At 62.0% G+C, this 24,712-nt stretch carries 20 protein-coding genes; 16 read left to right on the top strand and 4 right to left on the bottom strand.

All coding sequences use genetic code 11. The features are described 5' to 3' along the window. The first annotated feature begins 22 nt into the window (after nt 1–22). From arcA to gltS, 6 genes are all read left to right on the top strand, one after another. A complete protein-coding gene (gene arcA / locus ACF8R4_RS14370) occupies nt 23–1,276 on the top strand; it encodes an arginine deiminase (RefSeq protein ID WP_060497442.1) in 1,254 nt (417 codons plus the stop codon). A 69-nt stretch (nt 1,277–1,345) separates the two neighbouring features. After that, entirely contained in the window at nt 1,346–2,356 is a 1,011-nt protein-coding gene (locus tag ACF8R4_RS14365; protein WP_392492747.1) for an ornithine carbamoyltransferase, read from the top strand. A 178-nt stretch (nt 2,357–2,534) separates the two neighbouring features. After that, nucleotides 2,535–3,464, top strand: a complete 930-nt coding sequence (arcC, locus tag ACF8R4_RS14360; protein WP_060497444.1) for a carbamate kinase — start codon at nt 2,535–2,537, stop codon at nt 3,462–3,464. Between the two features lie 56 nt (nt 3,465–3,520). Further along, on the top strand, nt 3,521–3,889 hold the full coding sequence (locus ACF8R4_RS14355; protein ID WP_060497445.1) for a DUF5064 family protein: 369 nt from the start codon (nt 3,521–3,523) through the stop codon (nt 3,887–3,889). Between the two features lie 83 nt (nt 3,890–3,972). After that, the gene (locus ACF8R4_RS14350) at nt 3,973–5,481 is read left to right on the top strand and encodes a sigma-54-dependent transcriptional regulator (protein WP_016713105.1); all 1,509 of its coding nucleotides are present in this window, start codon (nt 3,973–3,975) and stop codon (nt 5,479–5,481) included. Nucleotides 5,482–5,608: 127 nt separating this feature from the next. After that, nucleotides 5,609–6,811 carry a sodium/glutamate symporter gene (gene gltS / locus ACF8R4_RS14345; RefSeq protein WP_060497446.1) on the top strand — a complete coding sequence of 401 codons (1,203 nt, stop codon included), beginning with the start codon at nt 5,609–5,611 and terminating at the stop codon, nt 6,809–6,811. A 53-nt stretch (nt 6,812–6,864) separates the two neighbouring features. Here gltS and ACF8R4_RS14340 read toward each other — a convergent pair whose 3' ends face one another. Both ACF8R4_RS14340 and ACF8R4_RS14335 read right to left on the bottom strand, forming a co-directional pair. After that, nucleotides 6,865–7,359 (bottom strand): RidA family protein, encoded by a 495-nt coding sequence (locus ACF8R4_RS14340; protein WP_060497447.1) that lies wholly within the window; start codon nt 7,357–7,359, stop codon nt 6,865–6,867. A 78-nt stretch (nt 7,360–7,437) separates the two neighbouring features. Further along, entirely contained in the window at nt 7,438–8,853 is a 1,416-nt protein-coding gene (locus ACF8R4_RS14335; RefSeq protein ID WP_060497448.1) for an FAD-binding oxidoreductase, read from the bottom strand. Nucleotides 8,854–9,445: 592 nt separating this feature from the next. Between ACF8R4_RS14335 and gcvH the strand changes: the two genes are divergently transcribed. The 6 genes from gcvH (at nt 9,446) to ACF8R4_RS14305 (ending at nt 16,538) form a co-directional block, all read left to right on the top strand. Continuing rightward, nucleotides 9,446–9,829, top strand: coding sequence for a glycine cleavage system protein GcvH (gene gcvH / locus ACF8R4_RS14330; RefSeq protein ID WP_016713109.1), 384 nt, complete (start codon nt 9,446–9,448; stop codon nt 9,827–9,829). An 11-nt stretch (nt 9,830–9,840) separates the two neighbouring features. Then, on the top strand, nt 9,841–12,696 hold the full coding sequence (gene gcvP / locus ACF8R4_RS14325) for an aminomethyl-transferring glycine dehydrogenase (protein ID WP_060497450.1): 2,856 nt from the start codon (nt 9,841–9,843) through the stop codon (nt 12,694–12,696). Between the two features lie 165 nt (nt 12,697–12,861). Further along, nucleotides 12,862–14,238 carry an L-serine ammonia-lyase gene (locus ACF8R4_RS14320; RefSeq protein ID WP_392492744.1) on the top strand — a complete coding sequence of 459 codons (1,377 nt, stop codon included), beginning with the start codon at nt 12,862–12,864 and terminating at the stop codon, nt 14,236–14,238. A gap of 27 nt (nt 14,239–14,265) precedes the next feature. Continuing rightward, nucleotides 14,266–15,387, top strand: coding sequence for a glycine cleavage system aminomethyltransferase GcvT (gcvT, locus tag ACF8R4_RS14315; protein WP_060497452.1), 1,122 nt, complete (start codon nt 14,266–14,268; stop codon nt 15,385–15,387). A 358-nt stretch (nt 15,388–15,745) separates the two neighbouring features. Beyond that, nucleotides 15,746–15,958 carry a cold-shock protein gene (locus ACF8R4_RS14310; protein WP_003257941.1) on the top strand — a complete coding sequence of 71 codons (213 nt, stop codon included), beginning with the start codon at nt 15,746–15,748 and terminating at the stop codon, nt 15,956–15,958. A gap of 91 nt (nt 15,959–16,049) precedes the next feature. Further along, complete coding sequence (locus ACF8R4_RS14305; protein ID WP_060497453.1) at nt 16,050–16,538, top strand: RDD family protein; 489 nt, start codon at nt 16,050–16,052, stop codon at nt 16,536–16,538. Nucleotides 16,539–16,826: 288 nt separating this feature from the next. Here the strand turns inward: ACF8R4_RS14305 and lptG are convergent, their stop codons facing one another. Next, the gene (gene lptG, locus ACF8R4_RS14300; RefSeq protein ID WP_016713114.1) at nt 16,827–17,888 is read right to left on the bottom strand and encodes an LPS export ABC transporter permease LptG; all 1,062 of its coding nucleotides are present in this window, start codon (nt 17,886–17,888) and stop codon (nt 16,827–16,829) included. Further along, complete coding sequence (gene lptF, locus ACF8R4_RS14295) at nt 17,881–18,996, bottom strand: LPS export ABC transporter permease LptF (protein WP_060500110.1); 1,116 nt, start codon at nt 18,994–18,996, stop codon at nt 17,881–17,883. Before lptF ends, lptG begins: the two co-directional genes overlap by 8 nt. A gap of 301 nt (nt 18,997–19,297) precedes the next feature. Here lptF and ACF8R4_RS14290 point away from each other — a divergent pair, with 301 nt between their 5' ends. The 4 genes from ACF8R4_RS14290 to ACF8R4_RS14275 all read left to right on the top strand — a co-directional run bounded on the left by ACF8R4_RS14290 (nt 19,298) and on the right by ACF8R4_RS14275 (nt 24,693). Beyond that, nucleotides 19,298–20,791 (top strand): leucyl aminopeptidase, encoded by a 1,494-nt coding sequence (locus tag ACF8R4_RS14290; protein ID WP_104834040.1) that lies wholly within the window; start codon nt 19,298–19,300, stop codon nt 20,789–20,791. Nucleotides 20,792–20,841: 50 nt separating this feature from the next. Continuing rightward, nucleotides 20,842–21,270 (top strand): DNA polymerase III subunit chi, encoded by a 429-nt coding sequence (locus tag ACF8R4_RS14285; protein ID WP_060499874.1) that lies wholly within the window; start codon nt 20,842–20,844, stop codon nt 21,268–21,270. 5 nt (nt 21,271–21,275) lie between these two features. Further along, a complete protein-coding gene (locus tag ACF8R4_RS14280; RefSeq protein WP_060499875.1) occupies nt 21,276–21,641 on the top strand; it encodes a hypothetical protein in 366 nt (121 codons plus the stop codon). A 205-nt stretch (nt 21,642–21,846) separates the two neighbouring features. Next, nucleotides 21,847–24,693, top strand: coding sequence for a valine--tRNA ligase (locus ACF8R4_RS14275; protein ID WP_019098190.1), 2,847 nt, complete (start codon nt 21,847–21,849; stop codon nt 24,691–24,693). Nucleotides 24,694–24,712: the final 19 nt, after the last annotated feature.

The following is a 24,712-nucleotide window of genomic DNA, read 5'->3' as shown; positions in this document are numbered from 1 at the left end:
GTTCAATTGGAGGAATGAAACCATGTCCGCTGAAAAACAGAAGTACGGTGTCCACTCCGAAGCCGGCAAACTGCGCAAAGTGATGGTTTGCGCTCCGGGCCTGGCGCACAAGCGCCTGACGCCGAGCAACTGTGATGAACTGCTGTTCGACGATGTGATCTGGGTCGACCAGGCCAAGCGTGACCATTTCGACTTCGTCACCAAGATGCGCGAGCGCGGCGTAGATGTGCTGGAAATGCACAACCTGCTGACCGACATCGTCCAGCAACCCGAAGCACTGAAGTGGATCCTAGACCGCAAGATCACCCCCGACACCGTGGGTGTGGGCCTGACCAACGAAGTGCGCAGCTGGCTCGAAGGCCTTGATCCTCGACACCTGGCCGAATTCCTGATCGGTGGCGTGGCGGGCCAGGACCTGCCACAAAGCGAAGGCGCCGACGTGGTCAAGATGTACAACGACTACCTGGGCCATTCCAGCTTCATCCTGCCGCCATTGCCCAATACCCAGTTCACCCGCGACACCACCTGCTGGATCTACGGTGGCGTGACGCTGAACCCGATGTACTGGCCGGCGCGACGCCAGGAAACCCTGCTGACCACTGCCATCTACAAGTTCCACAAGGAGTTCACCGGCGCCGACTTCCAGGTGTGGTACGGCGACCCTGACAAAGACCACGGCAATGCCACCCTCGAAGGCGGTGATGTGATGCCGATCGGCAATGGCATCGTGCTCATCGGCATGGGCGAGCGCACCTCGCGCCAGGCCATCGGCCAGCTGGCACAGAACCTGTTCGCCAAGGGCGCCGTCAAGGAAGTGATCGTCGCGGGCCTGCCGAAGTCCCGCGCCGCCATGCACCTGGACACCGTGTTCAGCTTCTGCGACCGCGACCTGGTCACGGTCTTCCCGGAAGTGGTGAAAGAGATCGTGCCGTTCATCATCCGTCCGGACGAAGGCAAGCCGTACGGCATGGACGTTCGCCGCATCAACAAGTCGTTCATCGAAGTGGTGGGCGAGCAACTGGGGGTCAAGCTGCGCGTGGTCGAGACCGGCGGCAACAGCTTCGCCGCCGAGCGCGAACAGTGGGATGACGGCAACAACGTGGTGGCCATCGAGCCGGGTGTGGTCATCGGCTACGACCGTAACACCTACACCAATACCCTGTTGCGCAAGGCGGGTATCGAGGTCATCACCATCAGCGCCGGCGAACTGGGCCGGGGCCGTGGCGGCGGCCACTGCATGACCTGCCCGATCGTGCGCGACCCTATCGATTACTAACGCCCATTACCCCCGGCCGCCCTCACAAAGCGGCGGCCGGTGCGTTCACCAAACTCAAGGAGAAAAGTCATGGCGTTCAACATTCACAACCGCAACCTGCTCAGCCTGGAACACCACACCACGCGCGAGTTGCGCTACTTGCTGGACCTGGCCCGCGATCTCAAGCGCGCCAAGTACACCGGCACCGAGCAGCAGCACCTGAAGGGCAACAACATCGCCCTGATCTTTGAAAAGACCTCTACCCGTACCCGCTGCGCGTTCGAAGTGGCGGCCTATGACCAAGGCGCCAACGTCACCTACATCGACCCCAACTCTTCGCAGATTGGCCACAAAGAGAGCATGAAAGACACCGCCCGCGTGCTCGGGCGCATGTACGATGCCATCGAGTACCGTGGTTTCAAGCAGGAAATCGTCGAAGAGCTGGCCAAGTTTGCCGGCGTGCCGGTGTTCAACGGCCTGACTGACGAATATCACCCAACGCAAATGATCGCCGACGTGCTGACCATGCGTGAGCACAGCGACAAGCCGCTGCATGACATCAGCTATGCCTACCTGGGCGATGCCCGCAACAACATGGGCAACTCCCTGCTGCTGATCGGTGCCAAGCTTGGCATGGATGTACGCATCGCCGCACCGAAGGCGCTGTGGCCGCATGATGACCTGGTCGAGCGTTGCAAGAAATACGCAGAGGAAAGCGGCGCCCGCATCACCCTCACCGAAGACCCGAAAGCGGCGGTCAAGGGTGTGGACTTCGTGCACACCGACGTGTGGGTATCGATGGGCGAGCCAATCGAAGCCTGGGGTGAGCGCATCAAGCAGCTCAAGCCTTACCAGGTGAATGCCGACCTGATGAAGTCCACCGGCAACCCACGGACCAAGTTCATGCACTGCCTGCCGGCGTTCCACAACTCCGAGACCAAGGTAGGCAAGCAGATCGCCGAACAGTACCCGGACCTGGCCAACGGCATCGAGGTGACTGACGACGTGTTCGAGTCGCCAGCCTGCATCGCCTTCGAGCAGGCGGAAAACCGTATGCACACGATCAAGGCGATCCTGGTGTCGACCCTGGCTGATCTGTAAGGGCTGACTCGATAGCGCGGCCACCCCGCTCCCATGTAGGAGCGGGTTCACCCGCGAATGCGTCGGCAGCACCAACCTATTTTTCTGGGCTGACGCCTTCGCGGGTAAACCCGCTCCTACACAGGGAGAGGCACGGCCTGAGAGCATCACTCCCTTCTCTCGTTAAAGGACATTCCCCATGCGTATCGTTGTTGCATTGGGCGGCAACGCCCTGCTGCGTCGCGGCGAGCCCATGACCGCTGACAACCAGCGTGCCAATATCCGTACCGCCACCGAACAGATCGCCAAGATTCACCCCGGTAACGAATTGGTCATTGCCCACGGCAACGGCCCGCAGGTTGGCCTGCTGTCGCTCCAGGCGCTGTCCTACAAGCCCGACGAGGCCTACCCGCTGGACGTGCTAGGCGCTGAAACCGAGGGCATGATCGGCTACATGATCGAACAGGAACTGGGCAACCTGCTGGCCTTCGAGGTGCCGTTCGCCACCCTGCTGACCCAGGTGGAAGTGGACGCCAACGATCCCGCCTTCAAGGACCCGACCAAGTTCATCGGCCCGGTCTATAGCAAGGAAGAAGCCGAGCGCCTGGCCAAGGAAAAGGGCTGGGTGGTCAAAGCTGATGGCGACAAATATCGCCGCGTGGTGGCCAGCCCCAAACCCAAGCGCATTTTTGAAATCCGCCCGATCAAGTGGCTGCTGGAAAAGAGCAGCATCGTGATTTGCGCAGGCGGTGGTGGCATCCCCACCCTGTACGATGAAAACCGCAAGCTCAAGGGCATCGAGGCGGTGATCGACAAGGACCTGTGCTCGGCTTTACTGGCCGAGCAACTGGATGCCGACCTTCTGATAATCGCCACTGACGTCGATGCGGCGTACATTGACTGGGGCAAGCCTACGCAAAAAGCCATCGCCCAGGCACACCCTGACGAACTCGAACGGCTTGGCTTCGCTGCCGGCTCCATGGGGCCAAAGGTGCAGGCTGCCAGTGACTTCGCCCGCAATACCGGCAAAGTAGCGGTGATCAGTTCGCTCGAGAACATCGAGGACATCGTCAAAGGCACTGCCGGCACTCGGGTCTCCACCGCGAAGCCGGGGATCAGCTACCGTTGAATGCAGTGGGCGGGCGCCTGGCGCCCGCCATTTTCGACCTTCCAGAGGAGTTAGCCATGGCCCAGTACCACCCCGGTCATGTACACATCGAGCGCACTGCGCTGAACGCGGCAGACCACAGCTACGACCTGAACATCGAGTACGAGGCAGTGTCTGATCCCAAGGAAGGCAGAGGCATTCAGTTCCACATGCATGGCAGCATCGAAGGCAAAACGGTGGAAGAAAAGTTCTTCCTCGCCAAGGACCAGGTGTTGCCCAGCTTCCTCATGCAACTGAGCCGCAAGGCCCAGTCGTATCTGGCGCCGCCGAAGAAATTCGAGACCCTGAGTTCGCCGCACAAGCTCTATGACCACATGTTCGCCGACATTCGCGAAAAGCTCGATGTGAAATCGGGCGATCCGATCAAGCCTGAACATCTGGAGTGATTTCAAGAACCGGGGCCGCACAGCGGCCCCGGCGATGTTAAGGCATACTACCGCCCTCCCCGGCCACCACCTCACCCTCCCCCATGCGCATCCACGTCAGCTTCATCGACCGCGTCGGCATCACCCAGGAAGTCCTCGCCCTGCTCGGTGCCCGCAACCTCAACCTGGACGCCGTGGAGATGGTCCCGCCGAACGTCTACATCGACGCCCCCACCCTAAGCCCCGCCGTGCTTGAAGAACTGCACGACGCGCTCTTCGAGGTGCATGGCGTGCAATCGGTGGACGTGGTCGACATCCTCCCTGGCCAACGCCGCCACCTGCAGCTGGATGCCCTGCTGGCCGCCATGAGCGACCCGGTGCTGGCGGTGGACAGCGCAGGGCTGGTGCTGCTGGCCAACCCGGCGCTGATCGAACTGTGTGGCCGCGAATCCGCCGGGCGCTCGGTGGGCGAACTGTTTGGCGACCCGGCGCTGCTGCAAGCCCTGCTGGACAACAACTTCCACCTGCCCATGCGCGAGATGCAGCTGAACGGCCAGAGCCTGCTGCTGGACGCCATGCCGATCACCAATGCCGGCGGCCTGCTGACGCTCTATCCACCTTCACGCATGGGCGAACGCCTGTCAGCCTTGCACCACGACCACGCCGAAGGTTTCGATGCCCTGCTCGGCGAGTCACCGGCCATCCGCACCCTCAAGGCCCGCGCCCTGCGCGTGGCGGCGCTCGATGCGCCATTGCTGGTGCATGGCGAAACCGGCACCGGCAAAGAACTGGTAGCCCGTGCCTGCCATGCCATCAGCAGCCGCCACGCAGCACCGTTCCTTGCCCTTAACTGTGCCGCGCTGCCCGAGAGCCTCGCCGAGAGCGAGCTGTTCGGTTACGCCCCTGGCGCCTTCACCGGCGCGCAACGGGGTGGCAAGCCCGGGCTGATGGAGCTGGCCAACCAGGGCACGGTGTTCCTCGATGAAATTGGCGAAATGTCGCCATACCTGCAGGCCAAACTGCTGCGCTTTCTCAGCGACGGCAGCTTCCGCCGGGTGGGCGGTGACCGCGAAGTGAAGGTGGATGTACGCATCATCAGCGCCACCCACCGCGACCTAGAACGCATGGTTGCCGACGGCAGCTTCCGCGAAGACCTGTTCTACCGCTTGAACGTGCTCAACCTGCAGGTACCGCCACTGCGCGACCGGGGCCAGGATATCCTGATGCTGGCGCATTTCTTCATGCAGCAAGCCTGCACGCAGATTCAGCGCCCACCTTGCCGGCTGACCCCCGCCACCCACTCGGCACTGCTGGCCAACCCTTGGCCGGGCAATGTGCGCCAACTACAGAACGTGATTTTCCGCGCAGCGGCCATCTGCGAGGGCAACCTGGTGGATATCGGCGACCTGGACATCGCCGGTACTTCGGTGGCACGTGGGCTGGATGGCGACGTAGCCAGCCTGGAGCAGGCCGTGGGTGACTTCGAGCGTGAGCTGTTGCAGCGCTTGTATGCCAGCTACCCGTCGACGCGGCAGTTAGCCGGGCGTTTGCAAACTTCGCATACCGCTATTGCCCAGCGACTGCGTAAATATGGAATACCCGGAAAAGCCTGATACTTGTCGTCAAAACTTACCGTTGATTCAGATTTTTCCTAGCCGCTCAGCCGCAATTGACTGGAGTACTCGCCGTAGAATGGTGACATTGTAATTTTGCATGTCACCCTGAGCGAAGAGTACCCTGATGTTTGAACTCGATTTTTACGGGACACTTGTAGCCGCCTCTTTAGTACTGCTACTGGGGCGCGGTCTGGTCGCACGTATTGGCTTCCTACGCGCTTACAATATTCCGGAGCCTGTTGCAGGTGGGTTGGTCGTTGCCCTGTCACTCTTGGCATTGCGCAGTTTCGATGTACAGGTCCAGTTTGATACCTCGTTGCAAGCACCGTTGATGCTGGCATTCTTCGCCACCATCGGTTTGAGTGCAGACTTTGCCAGCCTGAAGAAGGGCGGACGCGTGGTTGCCGTGTTCCTGCTGGTGGTGACGGGCCTGCTGCTGGTTCAGAACGCCATGGGTATCGGGCTGGCAACGGCATTGGGGCTCGACCCACTGATGGGCCTGCTGGCCGGTTCGATCACCTTGTCTGGCGGCCACGGCACTGGTGCTGCCTGGAGCGCGACCTTCACTGAAAAATTTGGGTTGGCTTCGGCCTCGGAACTTGCACTGGCCTCTGCCACGTTCGGCCTGGTGCTGGGCGGTTTGATTGGTGGCCCGGTCGCCCGGTTGCTGATCAAGCGTGTCAAAACATCGGGTGTGGAAGAAGAAGTACCGCAGTTACCCAAGGGCTTTGAGCAGCCGAACAAAGAGCGGTTGATTACTTCGTTTTCATTTATCGAAACCTTGGCACTTATTGCCGTCAGCTTACTGGCCGGCACATTACTTAACAGCCTGTTGAAAGGTACGGCATTCGAACTGCCAACATTCGTTTGCGTACTCTTCGTGGGCGTATTGTTGCGCAACGGCCTTTCGGCGTTCGGTTTTTATCATGTCTTCGAACGGGAAGTTTCGGTACTGGGCAACGTCAGTCTGTCGCTGTTCCTGGCAATTGCCTTGATGTCACTCAAACTGTGGGACCTGGCAGCACTGGCCTTGCCGTTCTTCATACTGCTGGCTGCACAGACATTGGTCATGGCACTGTTTGCGATCTTCGTGACATTCCGGGTCATGGGCCGCAACTACGATGCAGCGGTGCTGGCGGCGGGGCACTGTGGCTTCGGCCTGGGTGCAACACCCACGGCGATTGCCAACATGCAAGCGGTGACCCAACGTTACGGCGCCTCGCACATCGCCTTCCTGGTGGTGCCGATGGTGGGTGCGTTCTTCATCGACATCATCAACGTGATCGTGATCAAACTGTACCTGGCATTGCCATTTATCACTGGCTAAACCCACCGGCCAGTCCCGGGCATGGCTAGCCCGGGACTGTCGCATGCCTGGGTTCAGGGACGAACCGCTGTCACTTCGATCTCGACACGCCAGGCAGGGTCGGCCAGGCCGGCAATCTGGAACGCCGAGCGTGCAGGAAGGACTGGCTGCTTGGCGGCTGGCCCGAAGAATTGGGTATAACCGGCCATGAAACCGTCGAAGTCCATCTTCCCGCCGTTCTCCGGGCCGCCCACCAGGAATACCTGCATCTTCACCACGTCGGCAAGACCAAGGCCCAGTTCTTTCAGCTGCTGCTGGATGTTTCCAAGCACATTGATGGTTTGTGCCTTGGTATCACCGTAGGCTTCCAGCGAACCCTTGGGTGCGTCAGGGTGAATAACCGAAGGGACAGAACCACTCAGGTAGACAACCGTCTTCCCGGCAGGCACCTCTACAGCCGACGAGATAGGGAAACTCCCTGCGCCATGGCGCACGATTTCTTGTGCATGAACGCTCCCGGCACCCGCGAGTGCCACGGCCATTGCTGCGGTCGTTAAAGCCACTTTCATACTGTTCTCCTGATGATTGCCAAAAATGTGCACGCATCGACGCTGCGCGGACGGGTCATTCCATTGCGCCTGGTGGGCTTAGAACCGATACAGGCTGAAGGGTTTGGGGTCCAGCACCGGCGCCTTTCCAAGCAGCAAGTCCGCCGACAGTTCGGACGACACCGGGCTTTCGGTCATCCCCCAACCGGTTGCGGTGTTGAGGACCAGCCCCGGGTACTCATTGACCTGCGAAATGATGGGGTTTTCATCGGGTGCGATAGCCATGGCACCGCTCCACTGATCGATCAGCTTCGCATCGCTGAACGCAGGGAACTCGACCTTGAGTTTTTCCAGTGAGGCATTCAGTTCCGGCAGGTCCGGCGCTGCGGTCATCAGCCGGTTTTTCTCGAACGGCGAAACCTCGTCCAGCTTCCAGTGCGTTGGCTGAATGAACGAATCGATCAGTTGCTTGTTGAGTGAGATGTGCACCGGGAAGTCGGGGATGGCCAGCAGTGGCAGGTACTTATAGCCATACATGAACGACTCTTTGACCACCGGGGCAACCACGACGCGTGGCGAGGTGGCGTATGTGCCGTCAGCCTGCTCGCGGAAGTAGATATTCCCAGGCAATGCAACGTTGCCCCCAGGTGCACGGGGCGCCGCGCTGATGATTTGCTGGGACTGGTAGGCGGGCAAGGTAGGTACATCGACGCCCAGGTTTTGCATGAACAACCGGGACCATGCACCGCCCGCCACGATCACGCGAGACGCCCTGATGGCGCCCTTTTCCGTCACCACGTCGGAGATGGCACCTGCGTGGGTTTCCAGGCCCCTGGCGGCGCAGTGGGTGTAGATCCGCACCCCCACTTTCTTGGCATACTCGGCCATGACGAACGAAGCGCGCTCGGCATCCAGGCTACCGGAGTCTTCCTCGAAGCCTGCAACCGTCCAGCGCGAGGATGCACCGCGCAGGCGCTCTTCAAGTTCACTGCCTTGAATGATTCGCGTCTTGAAGGGAATGTCTGCGCCGACTTCCCGCGTTTTGACATCGATCCACTTTCTGACGCCTTCCAGGTCTTCTTCATCGAAAGGTACTTCGACCCGGCCTTGTGTGCGGTAACTTGTGTCCGCCCCCACTTTGGCATTCATCTCTCGCCAACGTTGCTTGGCAAGATGGTGCAACTGGAATGTCGCATCAGGCATCTTGTAGGTCATGACCTGGCCATAGAACCTGCAAGACTGTTCGCCGGCAATTTCACCTTTTTCAACGACAACGACCGAGAGGCCGCGCTCGACAAGGTTGATTGCGGTCATGAGCCCCAGAATACCAGCGCCAACAACCACTACGTCTGCCTGCTTGGGAAGCGCCCCCTCGGTGCCTGCCACATAACCGAACCGCGGTTTGCCGGGAATCAATCGGCCTTCCCGGGTCAACAACGGGGTCAGAACCCCTGCGCCGCCTGCGATAGCCACGACGCCGCCGCCAATCAAAAATTTACGCCTCGTCATTCCCATGACACTTTCCCTTCCTGATATTCGGTGCTGGTTGCATGAGCCCTGGCAGCAAGGCACATGCTGGGCCGACAGCCGAATAACCAACTTTGTGGTTATTGCTTCAGACTGACGGCTCACATGAAAGGTGGCCATTCTGGTGACGCGCTATAGGCGGGAAAATCGTTGAGGGCAAATACTTAGTTCAGCCATTTGAAAACTATCACGCAGGTGACACAAATAGTTGATATGGCGACACGGTATAGGTGCAAGAAGAAAGTGCTAAAAGCTTTGCAAGTATCGAACTTGCTTGATTTATTCCGGCTTGCCAACAACTGAACTGGCTCAAGGAATCGTATCGATTTCAATACACCGTAACGAAATCAGTACGAACCCGTTCGAGTGCTATTGCACAAGGTTTTGATCCCCAAACCCTTTTTCATGCACAACCTTCTGTAGCGTTTTCGTTCCAAACAAACAAGCAGCCACCCCGCAAAAATCAATAAATCATTGTTTTTAAAGAATTTTCTTTGATTGGCCGCATTATTGCTAAGGGAAAGCAACCCCAAGAGCGCGGAGCCACCGCGCCCAACGCCCTGCTTCCCGAGGATTCCCCATGAGCGAGTTGCGTTTCACTGAAGATCACGAATGGCTGCGCGTCGAAGCCGATGGCAGCGTCACCGTGGGCATCACCGCCTACGCCCAGAACGCCCTTGGCGATGTGGTTTTCGTGCAACTGCCAGAGTTGCAGCCGTATGAGAAAGGCAGCGAAGCGTCCACCGTCGAGTCGGTAAAAGCCGCCAGCGGTGTCTATATGCCCCTGACCGGTGAAGTGGTCGAGGTCAACGGCCAGCTCGAAGACAGCCCGGAACTGGTCAACGAAGACCCGATGGGCGAAGGCTGGTTCTTCCGCTTCATCCCTGCCGACGCCAGCGCCGTAACCGCCCTGCTCGACCAGGACGCCTACGACCGCCTGCTCAAAGCCAACGACGACGCCTGAGGAACTCCGCCATGACCATCAACCTCGGCACCGCCAACGAATTCATCGCCCGCCACATCGGCCCGCGCGCCGCTGACGAGCAGGCCATGCTCGCCGCCCTGGGCTTCGACTCGCTGGAGGCCATGACCGCTGCGGTCATCCCCGACAGCATCAAGGGCACCAGCGTGCTCGGTTCCCACGACGGCCAGAGCGAAGCCGATGCACTGGCCGCACTCAAGGCCATTGCCGGCAAGAATCAACTGTTCAAGAGCTACATCGGCCAGGGCTACTACAACACCCACACCCCGGCACCGATCCTGCGCAACCTGCTGGAAAACCCGGCCTGGTACACCGCTTACACCCCATACCAGCCAGAAATTTCCCAAGGCCGCCTGGAAGCGCTGCTGAACTTCCAGACCCTGATCAGCGACCTCACCGGCCTGCCGATCGCCAACGCCTCCCTGCTCGACGAAGCCACTGCGGCGGCCGAGGCCATGACCTTCTGCAAACGCCTGTCGAAGAACAAGGCCAGCCACGCCTTCTTCGCCTCCGTGCACTGCCACCCGCAAACCCTCGACGTGCTGCGCACCCGTGCCGAGCCGCTGGGTATCGAGGTCGTGATCGGCGATGAGCGCGAACTGGGCGATGTCAGCGCCTTCTTCGGCGCCCTGCTGCAATACCCGGCCAGCAACGGTGACGTGTTCGACTACCGTGACGTGGTACAGCGCTTCCACGCAGCCAACGCCCTGGTCGCCGTGGCCGCTGACCTGCTGGCCCTGACCCTGCTGACCCCGCCGGGCGAGTTCGATGCCGACGTGGCCATCGGCAGCGCTCAGCGCTTCGGCGTGCCACTGGGCTTCGGTGGCCCGCACGCGGCTTACTTCGCCACCCGTGACGCCTTCAAGCGCGACATGCCGGGCCGCTTGGTCGGCGTGTCGATCGACCGCTTCGGCAAGACCGCCCTGCGCCTGGCCATGCAAACCCGCGAGCAGCATATCCGCCGCGAAAAGGCCACCAGCAACATCTGCACCGCCCAGGTGCTGCTGGCCAACATTGCCAGCATGTTCGCCGTGTATCACGGCCCGGCCGGCCTAAAGCGCATTGCCGAGCGCACCCACGCCCTGACCGCGATCCTGGCCGCCGGCCTGAAAGCCTTGGGCGTGCAGGTAGTGGGCGCCAGCGCCTTCGACACCCTGACCCTGGCCACCGGCACTGCAACCGCCAGCCTGCATGACAAGGCCCGCGCCCAAGGCATCAACCTGCGCCAGGTCGACGCCACCCACCTGGGCCTGTCGCTGGACGAAACCAGCAGCCAGGCTGACGTCGAGTCGCTGTGGCAATTGTTCGCTGGCGACCAGGCTCAACCAGACTTCGCCGCGCTGGCCGCCAGCACCGGTTCGCTGCTGCCTACCGCCCTGCTGCGCCAGTCGGCCATCCTCGAACACCCGGTGTTCAACCGCTACCACAGCGAAACCGAGCTGATGCGCTACCTGCGCCGCCTGGCCGACAAGGACCTGGCGCTGGACCGCAGCATGATCCCGCTGGGCTCGTGCACCATGAAACTGAACGCCGCCAGCGAGATGATTCCGGTGACCTGGGCCGAGTTCGGCAACCTGCACCCGTTCGCCCCGGCCGAGCAGAGCCAGGGCTACCTGCAGATGACCACCGAGCTGGAAGCCATGCTGTGCGCCGCCACTGGCTATGACGCCGTGTCGCTGCAGCCCAACGCCGGTTCTCAGGGCGAGTACGCAGGCCTGCTGGCCATCCGTGCATACCACCGCAGCCGTGGCGAAAGCCATCGCGACATCTGCCTGATCCCGTCGTCGGCCCACGGCACCAACCCGGCGACCGCCCACATGGCCGGCATGCGCGTGGTGGTTACCGCTTGTGACGCCCGCGGCAACGTCGACGTAGAAGACCTGCGCGCCAAGGCCATCGAGCACCGCGAGCGCCTGGCCGCGATCATGATCACCTACCCGTCGACCCACGGCGTGTTTGAGGAAGCGATCGGCGAAATCTGCGCGATCATCCATGACAACGGTGGCCAGGTGTACATCGACGGCGCCAACATGAACGCCATGGTCGGCCTGTGCGCCCCGGGCAAGTTCGGCGGCGACGTGTCCCACCTGAACCTGCACAAGACCTTCTGCATTCCGCACGGCGGTGGCGGCCCGGGCGTTGGCCCGATTGGCGTCAAGTCGCACCTGGCGCCTTTCCTGCCAGGCCACGCGCAGCTTGAAAACACCGAAGGGGCCGTATGCGCCGCGCCGTTCGGCAGCGCCAGCATCCTGCCGATCACCTGGATGTACATCCGCATGATGGGCGGTGCCGGCCTCAAGCGCGCCTCGCAAATGGCAATCCTCAACGCCAACTACATCGCCCGCCGGCTGGAAGAGCACTATCCTGTTCTGTATACCGGCGGTAATGGCCTGGTGGCCCACGAGTGCATCCTCGACCTGCGCCCGCTGAAGGACACCAGCGGCATCAGCGTCGACGACGTGGCCAAGCGCCTGATCGACTTTGGCTTCCACGCCCCGACCATGTCCTTCCCGGTGGCGGGCACGCTGATGATCGAACCGACCGAAAGCGAGTCCAAGGAAGAACTGGACCGCTTCTGCAATGCGATGATCCAGATCCGCGAAGAAATCCGTGCGGTCGAAAACGGTAGCCTCGACAAGGACGACAACCCGCTGAAAAACGCCCCGCACACCGCGGCCGAGCTGGTTGGCGAATGGGCCCACGGCTACAGCCGCGAGCAGGCGGTTTACCCGCTGCCAAGCCTGGTGGAAGCCAAATACTGGCCGCCGGTGGGCCGGGTCGACAACGTGTTCGGCGACCGTAACCTGGTGTGCGCTTGCCCGTCGATCGAGAGCTATCAGGACGCCTGATAGCTCCTCCCCCGCCACCTAGATTGGATGGCGGACTCTGTGGGAGCGGATTTATCGGGGCACCGAACCGCCGCGAATGCGGTGGTGAAACCGGCATCGCATTCGCGGGTGAACCCGCTCCTACAGGGCTCACCGTCCGTCCAACGAACTTGGCAGGAGGTCATTATGTCTTTGAGCGTCTTCGACCTGTTCAAGATCGGCATCGGCCCCTCCAGTTCCCACACGGTCGGCCCGATGCGCGCCGCCGCGCGGTTCGCCGAAGGTCTGCGCCGTGATGGCCTGCTCACCCGCACGGCCAGCGTCAAGGCCGAGCTGTATGGCTCGCTGGGCGCCACCGGCAAGGGCCACGGCAGTGACAAGGCCGTGCTGCTGGGCCTTGAAGGCGAACACCCGGACATTATCGACACCGAAAGCATCCCCGCCCGCCTACAGGTCATCCGCGACAGCGGCCGCCTAAACCTGCTGGGCGAGCACAGCATCGCGTTCATTGAAAAACAACACCTGTCGATGATCCGCAAGCCGCTGGATTACCACCCCAACGGCATGATCTTCCGCGCCTTCGATGACGCCGGCCTGCAAATTCGCAGCCGCGAGTATTACTCGGTGGGCGGCGGTTTCGTCGTCGACGAGGACGCCGCCGGCCACGACCGCATTGTCGAGGACAGCACCGTGCTGCCCTACCCGTTCAAGACCGCCAAGGAACTGCTCGGCCATTGCACCGCGCAAAACCTGTCGATAAGCCTAGTGATGCTGGCCAACGAGGCCGCCTGGCGCCCAGAGGCACAAACCCGCGCCGGGCTGCTGCGCATCTGGCAGGTGATGCAGGATTGTGTCGAAGCGGGCTGCCAGCATGAAGGCATATTGCCGGGCGGGCTCAAGGTCAAGCGGCGGGCGCCCGCGTTGTACCGCCAACTGAGCCGCCACCCGGAGGCCAGCCTGCGCGATGCCCTGTCGGTGCTTGACTGGGTCAACCTCTACGCCTTGGCCGTGAACGAAGAAAACGCCTACGGCGGGCGCGTGGTCACCGCACCCACCAATGGGGCGGCAGGTATCGTCCCGGCAGTGTTGCACTACTACATGCGCTTCGTGCCGGGCGCCAGCGAGGACGGGGTGGTGCGTTTTCTGCTCACCGCTGCGGCCATCGGCATCCTGTACAAGGAAAACGCCTCCATCTCTGGCGCGGAAGTGGGCTGCCAGGGCGAGGTCGGCGTGGCCTGCTCGATGGCTGCCGGTGCGTTATGCGAGGTGATGGGCGGCAGCGTGCAGCAGGTGGAAAACGCTGCAGAAATCGGTATGGAACATAACCTGGGCCTGACCTGCGACCCGATCGGCGGGCTGGTCCAGGTGCCGTGCATCGAGCGCAATGCCATGGGCTCGGTGAAGGCAATCAACGCGGTGCGCATGGCCTTGCGCGGCGACGGGCAACATTACGTGTCGCTCGACAAGGTCATCCGCACCATGCGCCAGACCGGCGCCGACATGAAAAGCAAATACAAAGAGACCGCCCGTGGCGGCCTGGCCGTCAACATCATCGAATGTTGACCCGACAACAACACCAAGGAGTCACCGATGTCCGAAACACTGCTCAAGACCCCACTGCACGCCCTGCACCTGGAACTGGGTGCCCGCATGGTGCCGTTCGCCGGCTACGACATGCCGGTGCAGTACCCGCTGGGCGTGCTCAAGGAACACTTGCACACCCGCGAGCAGGCCGGCCTGTTCGACGTTTCGCACATGGGCCAGATCATCCTGCGCGGCGCGGATGCCGCCAAGGCCCTGGAAAGCCTGGTACCCGTGGACATCATCGACCTCCCGGCAGGCATGCAGCGCTATGCCATGTTCACCAACGAGCAGGGCGGCATCCTCGACGACCTGATGGTGGCCAACCTGGGTGACGACACGCTGTTCCTGGTGGTCAACGCCGCCTGCAAAGACCAGGACCTGGCCCACCTGCACAAACACATCGGCAACCGTTGCGAGGTGCAGCCACTGTTCGAGCAGCGTGCCCTGCTGGCCCTGCAAGGCCCGGCTGCGGTCAAGGTGCTGGAACGCCTGGCACCGGAAGTGGCCGGCATGACCTTCATGCAGTTCCGCCCGGTGAAGTTGCTGGGCGAAGACTGCTTCGTCAGCCGCTCGGGCTACACCGGCGAAGACGGCTACGAAATCTCGGTGCCGGCAAACGCTGCAGATGCCCTCGCCCGCCGTCTGCTGGCCGAGCCGGAAGTACAGCCGATTGGCCTGGGCGCTCGCGACTCGCTTCGCCTGGAAGCCGGCCTGTGCCTGTATGGCCACGACATGAATACCGAGACCACCCCGGTCGAGGCCAGCCTGCTGTGGGCGATTTCCAAGGTGCGCCGGGCCGACGGTGCACGTGCTGCCGGGTTCCCCGGTGCCGAGGCCATCTTCGCCCAGCAGCGCGATGGCGTGGCACGCAAACGCGTCGGGCTGCTACCGCAAGAACGTACGCCCGTTCGTGAGGGTGCGGATATTGTCGATGCAAACGATAAACCGGTCGGTAAAGTCTGCAGCGGCGGCTTTGGCCCGACACTCGGTGCACCTGTAGCAATGGGTTATATCGATAGTGAACATGCTGCAGTCGACACACCGCTGTTTGCCGTGGTGCGGGGCAAGAAGGTTGCGTTGAAAGTCAGCAAAATGCCTTTCGTAGCACAACGTTACTACCGGGGTTGAAACGGCTTTGTGAAGGTTACGGGCAGGCTCGACATATTCGTTTTCGAACCTGCCCAATAACTTTTGAACATGGCGCCAGGCCAGGCGCCATGCCGTTTCCGTCAAATCGGTCGGTTATCGGCAAACGGCTGATTTTCCATACGACCAAGGGCTTGTTTTTCGCTCGGGAGTTGGCGTAGAGTCACTGCACTGTGTTTGCATGGGTCGCAACAGTTCGTGACCTGGGCCAGTAGCCGAGATTTGCTACAACCCGTTCGACGTCTCTTACTTTCCTGCAACCCAGCCCAGTAATCTTTCGCTTACAAACAAGTGCGAAAGAAACTGTCATCAAAATTTAAGCTTCATAGGAAATAAGACAATGGCTGAGCGTCAGAACGGTACCGTCAAGTGGTTCAATGACGAAAAAGGTTACGGCTTCATCACCCCAGAAAGCGGTCCGGATCTGTTCGTGCACTTCCGCGCTATCGAAGGCAACGGCTTCAAGAGCCTGAAAGAAGGCCAGAAGGTTACCTTCGAAGCAGTCCAGGGCCAGAAAGGCATGCAGGCTGACAAAGTTCAGGTCGCCGGCTAAGCCGAACCCGACTTCGAGAAAAGCCCCTGCCAAGTGCAGGGGCTTTTTTTTGCCCGTAGAATAGCGGCTTCGTCTTCTGGAGCCGTCCCGCATGTCCAAGCCTCTGCTCACCCCTCAGGGAGATTTTCCACCGGTCGGCCTGGGCCGGCGCCTGGCAGCGATGTTCTATGACTTTTTGCTGTGCACGGCCCTGCTGATCGTGACCGCTGGCGCCTACAAAATGATCCAGATGGCGATCATCGGCGAAGCACGCATGCGCGAGCTGACCGAGGCGGGGGCACTGGATGGCGACCCACTGCTGTCGACGGTGCTGCTGTTCGCCCTGTTCGGCTTCTTTGCCAAGTTCTGGACCCATGGCGGGCAGACCCTGGGCATGCAGGTATGGGGCGTGCGCGTGCAGAACGCCGATGGTTCGGCCATCAGCCTGTGGCAGGCGCTGCTGCGCTTTGTGGTCTCGATCGCCTCATGGCTGTGCCTGGGGCTGGGGTTCTTCTGGGTGTTGATCGACAAGCGCAAGCGGGGCTGGCATGACATTTATTCGGAGAGCCAGCTGGTGCGGGTGCCGAAGCTGAAGAAATAACGTGAGAGTACGCCGTTTTGGATGCTGCGCCTGTTAGATCGAGCGCCGCCCGCGCGGCGCATCGCGAGCTGTCGCTCGCTCCTACGTTTGTTTCGTGCCAATTAATCCTGAGGGATTTGCGCGCGTACGCCTTGGCGCATGGCTCGATATCGCGTCGTACAAACCAGGCGGTCGCGCGCGTCTGCCACAGGCGTTACTGGCCCGAAACAAACGTAGGAGCGAGCGACAGCTCGCGATGCGCCGCGCGGGCGGCGCTCGATCTCACTGGCACCACATCACCCAAGTCGATCAACCCGCCCGGCGCAACAACCACACACCGGCCAAGGCACAGATGCCCGCCGGGATCACCACCGCCAGCAGCGGCGGGAAGCCGAACACCTGGCTTGAAGGCCCCAACAGGTCCTGGCCGATGCGGAACACGAAGCCCACCAGCACACCGGTGAACACGCGCTGCCCGAGGGTTACCGAGCGCAGCGGGCCGAAGATGAAGGAAATTGCCATCAGCACCAGTGCCGCAGTCACCATCGGCTGCAGTACCTTGGTCCAGAACGCCAGCCAGTAGCGGGCATTGTTCAAACCCTGGTCAGACAGGTAGTGGATGTAGTCCCACAGCCCGGTAATCGACAGCGACTCGGGTGCCAGGATCACGGTATTGAGCAGTTCTGGCGTGAGCGAAACGTCCCAGCGCTCTTGCGGCGCGCTGACGACTTCGGTGTGGTCGCCACGGAAATAGGTGGTGCGCACGTCGGCGAGCAGCCAGTGGTCGTTCTGGTACTGGGCACGGCGGGCGAAACTCGACGTGACGATCTTGCGCTCGTTGTCGAAGCGGTAACGGGTCACCCCCAGCAGCAGGCCGTTAGGCTGCACGGCGTTGATGTGCACGTACTCTTCACCCTGACGGTGCCACATACCGCGCTTGGAGCTTTGTGCCTCACCACCGCCCTGGGCCAGGGAGCGGTCGGCCTGGGCCTTGTTCTCGGTCACCGGTGCCACGTATTCACCGATCAGCAGGCCGACCAGCATCAGTACCAGCATCGGCTTCATCACCGCCCAGACGATACGGCCGATGGAAACGCCGGCCGCACGCATGATGGTCAGCTCGCTGCTGCTGGCCAGGCTGCCCAGGCCGATCAGGCAGCCGATCAGTGCCGCCATCGGCAGCATTTCGTACAGCCGCCGCGGCGCGGTGAGCAGGACGAAGTTGCCAGCCTCCATCACCGTGTAGGTATCACTCAGGTCGCTCATCTCGTCGATGAAGGCGAACAGCGAAGCCAGGCCGAGGATGATCCCCAGCACAGCCAGGATGGCCAGCAGCACGCTCTGGCCGATATAGCGGTCGAGCTTAGCCATGGGCCACCTCCGCACGACGGGCAGCGCGCTTGAGGCGCAGCGGCTCCCAGTACATCAGCCCCAGGCCGATCAGCAGGAACAGACCGTGGACCCACCACATGCCCAGGCCGATCGGAAGTTTGCCCTTCTCGAGGGCACCGCGTACGGAAATCAGCATTGTCAGGTAGGCCATGTACAGAAGAATTGCCGGCAGCAGCTTGAGGAAGCGGCCCTGACGCGGGTTGACCCGGGACAGTGGCACCGCCAGCAGGGTGACGACGAACACCAGGATCGGCAGCGACAACCGCCATTGCAACTCGGCACGCTCACGCAGGCCTTTCTTGCCGATCAACTCGGAGGTGGGGATGGCTTCACGTTCGGTGACTTCCTCGCTGACTTCCGGCTTGGGCAGCAGCACGCCATAGGTGTCGTACTTGATGGCACGGTAGTCGGCCTGGCCCGGGTTACCGTCGTAGCGGTAACCGTTTTCCAGCACCAGATAGCGGTTGCCGTCGGCCTGGATTTCCTGGTGGCCCTTTTCCGCGACCAGCACCGACGGCGCGCGGTCCTTGGTCTTGTCCTGGTTGAAGCGCTTCTCGGAGATGAACACCCCGGCCAGGTTGATGCGGTCGTCCGACAGCTGCTCGGTGTAGGTTACCCGCGAGCCGTCACGCAACGTCTGGAAGCGGCCCGGCACCAGGGTGTCGAACTCGGTCAGCGCGTCTTGCTGGGCGATGATCTGCTGCACCTGGGCCACGCCCAGCGGTGCCAGACTCAGGCTCAGCCAGGCCACCAGCAGGGCGACCAGGGCGGCCGGCGCCATGGTCATGCCCAGCAGCCGCTGCTGGCTCATGCCGGTGGCCGACAACACGGTCATCTCGCTTTCCAGGTACAAGCGCCCGTAAGCCAGGAGAATGCCAAGGAACAGCCCCAGCGGCAGGATCAACTGCAGGAAACCCGGCAACCGGAAGCCCATGATCAGGAACAGCACGCCCGGGTCGAGCACGCCCTGGGCAGCCTGGGCCAGGTACTTGATGAAGCGCCCGCTCATGATGATCACCAGCAGCACAGCGCTGACGGCGCTCAAGGTCACCAGGACCTCGCGGGACAGATAACGAAAGACGATCAAACCAGACACTCCTGGGTTGTCAGGGCGGACTGCCATGCAATGGCGCCAAACAATGACTTAGTACATCCAAGACCAATGCCGGTTCGCCAAAGGCGAACCTCCATGTAAAGTGCGCGCATTATCCTGTGATTGACCGCCCCTGTCACTTGGCCGCGCATGATCGCGCATAACGGGGTTGTCAGCACGCTTGCCGCAGGCTCAAACTGGCAGCTTTTCCGCTGGCGCGCGACTAAGCGGCCAGGCCCGTCCAGAGCGCTGGCACACACAGCGCCATTCGTATCGATCATTCGGGGATCCTGACATGGAACTGGTTGTAAAAAGCGTAGCTGCTGCATCCGTAAAAACCGCCACACTGGTCATTCCGGTAGGTGAAAACCGCAAGCTCGGTGCTGTGGCCAAGGCTGTCGACCTGGCCAGCGAGGGTGCCATCAGCGCCGTGCTCAAGCGCGGCGACCTGGCCGGCAAGCCGGGCCAGACCCTGCTGCTGCAGAGCCTCGCGGGCCTGAAGGCCGAGCGCGTGTTGCTGGTAGGCAGTGGCAAGGATGAAGCTTTGGGTGACCGCGCCTGGCGCAAGCTGGTTGCCAGCGTGGCCGGCGTACTCAAGGGCCTGAACGGTGCCGATGCGGTGCTGGCCTTGGACGATGTGGCGGTCAGCAACCGCGACGCCCATTACGGTAAATACCGCCTGCTGGCCGAAACCCTGCTTGATGGCGAATACGTCTTCGACCGTTTCAAAAGCCAGAAGGCCGAGCCGCGCGCCCTGAAAAAGGTCACCCTGTTGGCCGACAAGGCCGGCCAGGCCGAAGTCGAGCGTGCGGTCAAACACGCCAGCGCCATCGCCACCGGTATGGCGTTCACCCGCGACCTGGGCAACCTGCCGCCTAACCTCTGCCACCCAAGCTTCCTGGCCGAGCAGGCCAAGGACCTGGGCAAGGCGCACAAGGCGCTGAAGGTCGAGGTACTGGACGAGAAGAAGATCAAGGACCTAGGCATGGGCGCGTTCTATGCCGTGGGCCAGGGCAGCGACCAGCCTCCACGCCTGATCGTGCTGAATTACCAGGGCGGCAAAAAGGCCGACAAGCCATTCGTGCTGGTCGGTAAAGGCATCACCTTCGACACCGGCGGCATCAGCCTCAAGCCAGGTGCCGGCATGGACGAAATGAAATACGACATGTGCGGCGCCGCAAGCGTGCTCGGTACGCTGCGTGCCGTGCTGGAACTGCAACTGCCAATCAACCTCGTGTGCCTGCTGGCCTGCGCCGAAAACATGCCAAGCGGCGGTGCCACCCGCCCAGGTGACATCGTCACCACCATGAGCGGTCAGACCGTGGAAATTCTCAACACCGACGCCGAAGGCCGCCTGGTGCTGTGCGACACCCTGACCTACGCCGAGCGCTTCAAGCCGCAGGCGGTGATCGACATCGCTACCCTGACCGGCGCCTGCATCGTCGCCCTGGGCAGCCACACCTCCGGCCTGATGGGCAACAACGACGACCTGGTGGGCCAGTTGCTCGACGCCGGCAAGCGCGCCGACGACCGTGCCTGGCAGTTGCCGCTGTTCGATGAATACCAGGAGCAACTGGACAGCCCGTTCGCCGACATGGGCAACATCGGCGGGCCGAAGGCCGGCACCATCACCGCGGGTTGCTTCCTGTCGCGCTTCGCCAAGGCCTACAACTGGGCGCACATGGACATCGCCGGTACCGCCTGGGTCAGTGGCGGCAAGGACAAAGGCGCCACCGGCCGCCCAGTGCCTCTGCTGACCCAGTACCTGCTGGACCGCGCTGGCGCGTGATGCCGTGAGGCCGGTGGCGCCTTGTGCGCCACTGGTCGGCGATTCTCACCATGAGCAAAGTCGACTTCTACATCTTGCCCACCGACTCGCTGTCGGCGCGGCTCGATTTCGCCTGCAAGCTGTGCGAAAAGGCCTGGCGCCTCGGCCACCGGGTGTACCTGCACTGCCAGGACGCGGAGCAGCGCAGCGAGCTGGACCAACGCTTGTGGCGCTTCAAGGGCGAGGCGTTCGTGCCCCACGACCTGGCCGAGGTGCATGCCGATGCCAGCGTGGCGCTGGGCTTGGCAGACAGCGCGGGCGAGCACCGCGACCTGCTGATCAACCTTGGCGCCAGCGTGCCGGGCTTTGTCGGCCAGTTCGAGCGGGTGGCCGAAATCGTGGTCGAGGAGCCTGGCATCCGCCAATCGGCCCGAGAGCGATTCCGTTTCTACCGTGAACAGGGCTATGCTCTGCAAGACCACCGCTTACAGCGACTTTGACGACGATGGACAAGCCCTCCCCTTTGCCCGACTCCGCCCATCTGCTCGATGACCTCGAGTCGATCCGCCAGCTGCTTGGCGACGCCGACCTGCAACCGCCGCTGCTGACCGAAACCGTGGAGCAGATTCCGTTACTGCTGGAAGAGCCTGCCGGCAACCCAGCACCGGTTGCCGAACCGGCGGCTGCCGAGCCCGAGGACGACCCGCAAACCCGCCGCCAGGACACCCTGCTGCACCTGGAGAGCGAACTGCGTGCCGCGGCGCAGATGATCATGCAGGACGTGATCAACGACTTCACCCCGCACATCGAGAACGAGATCAAGCGCCGGCTGGATGCGCGGATCGAGCGGTTGATCAAGCGTTCGGAGTAATCCTGAATTTCCGCGGTGCCTGCTTCGCGGGCAAGCCCGCTCCCACAGGGTCGCCACAAGTCTTGAAGGCTGTGGTGATCCTGTGTGCGGGCTTGCCCGCGAAGCAGACGCCGCACTGCCAGATAGCAGTAGCTTGTCGCCTGCGGCCCCCACCTTGGTTATACTTCCCGGCTTTCCCGAATAAATGCACAGGGTCCCGCCGCGCATGGATAAGACCTACCAGCCGCACGCCATCGAAACTTCCTGGTACAACACCTGGGAGTCCGAGAACTATTTCGCCCCACAAGGTGCAGGCGAGTCCTACACCATCATGATCCCGCCGCCGAACGTGACCGGCAGCCTGCACATGGGCCATGGGTTCAACAACGCGATCATGGACGCCCTGATCCGTTTCCGCCGCATGCAAGGCCGCGACACCCTGTGGCAGCCAGGCACCGACCACGCCGGTATCGCCACGCAGATGCTGGTCGAGCGCCAGCTCGAAGCCAAAGGCCAGAACCGTCATGACCTGGGCCGCGAGAAGTTTCTGGAAAAGGTCTGGGAATGGAAGGACCAGTCCGGTGGCAACATCAGCCGCCAGATCCGCCGCCTGGGCTCTTCGGTAGACTGGAGCCGCGAGCGCTTCACCATGGACGACGGCCTCTCCGAAGCCGTTAAAGAAGCGTTCGTGCGCCTGCATGAAGACGGCCTCATCTACCGTGGCAAGCGCCTGGTCAACTGGGATACCAAGCTGCACACGGCCATCTCCGACCTCGAAGTGGAAAACCACGACGAGAAAGGCCACCTGTGGAACCTGCGCTACCCGCTGGCCGACGGCGCCAAGACCGCCGAAGGCAACGACTACCTGGTGGTTGCCACCACCCGTCCGGAAACCCTGCTGGGTGACGCGGCCGTTGCGGTCAACCCGAATGACGAACGCTACCAGGCACTGATCGGCAAATTCGTCGAACTGCCACTGGTAGGCCGCCGCATCCCGATCATCGCCGACGACTACTGCGACCCTGCGTTCGGTACCGGCTGCGTGAAGATCACCCCGGCTCACGACTTCAACGACTACGAAGTCGGCAAACGCCACAACCTGCCACTGCTGAACATCTTCGACAAGAACGCCTTCGTGCTGGCCAGCGCCCAGGCCTTCAACCTCGACGGCAGCGTCAACGAGCAGGTTGATACCCGACTGCCGGCCCAATACGCCAACCTCGACCGCTTCGTCGCGCGCAAGCAGATCGTTGCCGACCTGGATGCCCAGGGCCTGCTGGTGAGCATCGACGACCACGCCCTGAAAGTACCGAAAGGCGACCGTTCGGGCACCGTGATCGAGCCGTGGCTGACCGACCAGTGGTACGTCTCTACCAAGCCGCTGGCAGAACCTGCCATCGCCGCCGTGGAAGATGGCCGTATCCAGTTCGTGCCCAAGCAGTACGAGAACATGTACTTCTCCTGGATGCGTGACATTCAGGACTGGTGCATCAGCCGCCAGCTGTGGTGGGGCCACCGCATCCCGGCGTGGTACGACGAGGCAGGCCAGGTCTACGTTGGCCGCAACGAGGAAGAAGTGCGCGCCAAGCACAACCTGGGCGCCGACGTGGTCCTGCGCCAGGACGACGACGTGCTCGACACCTGGTTCAGCTCGGGCCTGTGGACCTTCTCGACCCTGGGCTGGCCAGAGCAGACCGAGTTCCTCAAGAAGTTCCACTCCACCGATGTGCTGGTAACCGGCTTCGACATCATCTTCTTCTGGGTTGCGCGCATGATCATGCTGACCATGCACCTGATCAAGAACGAGGACGGCACCCCGCAAGTACCGTTCAAGACCGTTTACGTACACGGTCTGGTGCGTGACGGCCAGGGCCAGAAGATGTCCAAGTCCAAGGGCAACGTACTGGACCCGCTGGACATCGTCGACGGCATCACCCTCGACGCCCTGCTGGAAAAACGCACCAGCGGCATGATGCAGCCCAAGCTGGCCGAGAAGATCGCCAAGCAGACCAAGGCCGAGTTCCCTGAAGGTATCGCCAGCTACGGCACCGACGCCCTGCGCTTCACCTTCTGCTCGCTGGCCTCCACAGGCCGCGACATCAAGTTCGACATGGGCCGCGTCGAAGGCTACCGCAACTTCTGCAACAAGATCTGGAACGCCGCCCGCTACGTGCTGGACAAGGGCGAAGACTGTGGCCAGAACGGCGAAGCTTACGAACTGTCGCTGGCTGACCGCTGGATCATCTCGCAACTGCAGCGCACCGAAGCCGAAGTGACCCGCCAGCTGGAGCAGTTCCGCTTCGACCTGGCCAGCCAGGCGCTGTACGAATTCATCTGGAACCAGTACTGCGACTGGTACCTGGAGCTGTCCAAGCCGGTACTGTGGGACGAAAACGCCCCGGTCGAGCGCGCCCGTGGCACCCGCCGCACCCTGGTGCGCGTGCTGGAAGTGGCGCTGCGCCTGGCGCACCCGTTCATGCCGTTCATTACCGAAGAAATCTGGCAGCGCATCGCGCCGCTGGCCGGTATCGAAGGCAAGACCATCATGCTGCAGCCGTGGCCGGTGGCCAATGAAGCCCGCATCGACGCCGCCGCTGAAGGTGACATCGAGTGGCTCAAGGAACTGATGGTCGGTCTGCGCAACATCCGCGCCGAAATGAACATCGGCCCAGGCAAGCCGCTGCCGCTGTTCCTGAAGAACGCCAACGCCGACGACCAGCGCCGCCTGCTGGAAAACGAAGCCCTTCTGAAGAAGCTGGCCAAGGTGGAGTCGTTCACCGTGCTCGGCGATGCCGATGAAGCGCCGCTGTCGGCCACCGCTCTGGTCGGTGACCTGCAAGTGCTGGTGCCAATGGCCGGCCTGATTGACAAGGATGCCGAGCTGGCGCGCCTGAACAAGGAAATCCAGCGCCTGCAAGGCGAAGTGGCACGCGTGGGTGGCAAGCTGTCCAACGCCGCCTTCGTCGACAAGGCTCCGCCTGCGGTGATCGAGAAGGAACGTGCCAAGCTGGCCGAGTCTGAACAGGCCCTGGCCAACTTCACCGAGCAGCATGCGCGGATTGCTGCGCTGTAATCACAAGTGAAGCCATAGC

It is taken from the genome of Pseudomonas sp. FYR_2 (genome assembly GCF_043106425.1).
Taxonomy (GTDB): Bacteria; Pseudomonadota; Gammaproteobacteria; order Pseudomonadales; family Pseudomonadaceae; genus Aquipseudomonas; species Aquipseudomonas monteilii.
This window is presented reverse-complemented; position numbering and strand designations above follow the sequence as displayed.

Bases quoted from the DNA above. Each gene is read 5' to 3' on its own strand.
- ACF8R4_RS14310 (WP_003257941.1), top strand. From the start codon at position 15,746: ATGGCTGAGCGTCAGAACGGTACCGTCAAGTGGTTCAATGACGAAAAA.
- ACF8R4_RS14320 (WP_392492744.1), top strand. From the start codon at position 12,862: ATGTCTTTGAGCGTCTTCGACCTGTTCAAGATCGGCATCGGCCCCTCC.
- gcvT (WP_060497452.1), top strand. From the start codon at position 14,266: ATGTCCGAAACACTGCTCAAGACCCCACTGCACGCCCTGCACCTGGAA.
- ACF8R4_RS14305 (WP_060497453.1), top strand. From the start codon at position 16,050: ATGTCCAAGCCTCTGCTCACCCCTCAGGGAGATTTTCCACCGGTCGGC.
- arcA (WP_060497442.1), top strand. From the start codon at position 23: ATGTCCGCTGAAAAACAGAAGTACGGTGTCCACTCCGAAGCCGGCAAA.
- ACF8R4_RS14335 (WP_060497448.1), bottom strand. From the start codon at position 8,853: ATGGGAATGACGAGGCGTAAATTTTTGATTGGCGGCGGCGTCGTGGCT.
- lptG (WP_016713114.1), bottom strand. From the start codon at position 17,888: ATGGCTAAGCTCGACCGCTATATCGGCCAGAGCGTGCTGCTGGCCATC.
- ACF8R4_RS14355 (WP_060497445.1), top strand. From the start codon at position 3,521: ATGGCCCAGTACCACCCCGGTCATGTACACATCGAGCGCACTGCGCTG.
- ACF8R4_RS14350 (WP_016713105.1), top strand. From the start codon at position 3,973: ATGCGCATCCACGTCAGCTTCATCGACCGCGTCGGCATCACCCAGGAA.
- ACF8R4_RS14275 (WP_019098190.1), top strand. From the start codon at position 21,847: ATGGATAAGACCTACCAGCCGCACGCCATCGAAACTTCCTGGTACAAC.
- ACF8R4_RS14365 (WP_392492747.1), top strand. From the start codon at position 1,346: ATGGCGTTCAACATTCACAACCGCAACCTGCTCAGCCTGGAACACCAC.
- gltS (WP_060497446.1), top strand. From the start codon at position 5,609: ATGTTTGAACTCGATTTTTACGGGACACTTGTAGCCGCCTCTTTAGTA.
- gcvP (WP_060497450.1), top strand. From the start codon at position 9,841: ATGACCATCAACCTCGGCACCGCCAACGAATTCATCGCCCGCCACATC.
- ACF8R4_RS14340 (WP_060497447.1), bottom strand. From the start codon at position 7,359: ATGAAAGTGGCTTTAACGACCGCAGCAATGGCCGTGGCACTCGCGGGT.
- gcvH (WP_016713109.1), top strand. From the start codon at position 9,446: ATGAGCGAGTTGCGTTTCACTGAAGATCACGAATGGCTGCGCGTCGAA.
- arcC (WP_060497444.1), top strand. From the start codon at position 2,535: ATGCGTATCGTTGTTGCATTGGGCGGCAACGCCCTGCTGCGTCGCGGC.
- ACF8R4_RS14285 (WP_060499874.1), top strand. From the start codon at position 20,842: ATGAGCAAAGTCGACTTCTACATCTTGCCCACCGACTCGCTGTCGGCG.
- ACF8R4_RS14280 (WP_060499875.1), top strand. From the start codon at position 21,276: ATGGACAAGCCCTCCCCTTTGCCCGACTCCGCCCATCTGCTCGATGAC.
- ACF8R4_RS14290 (WP_104834040.1), top strand. From the start codon at position 19,298: ATGGAACTGGTTGTAAAAAGCGTAGCTGCTGCATCCGTAAAAACCGCC.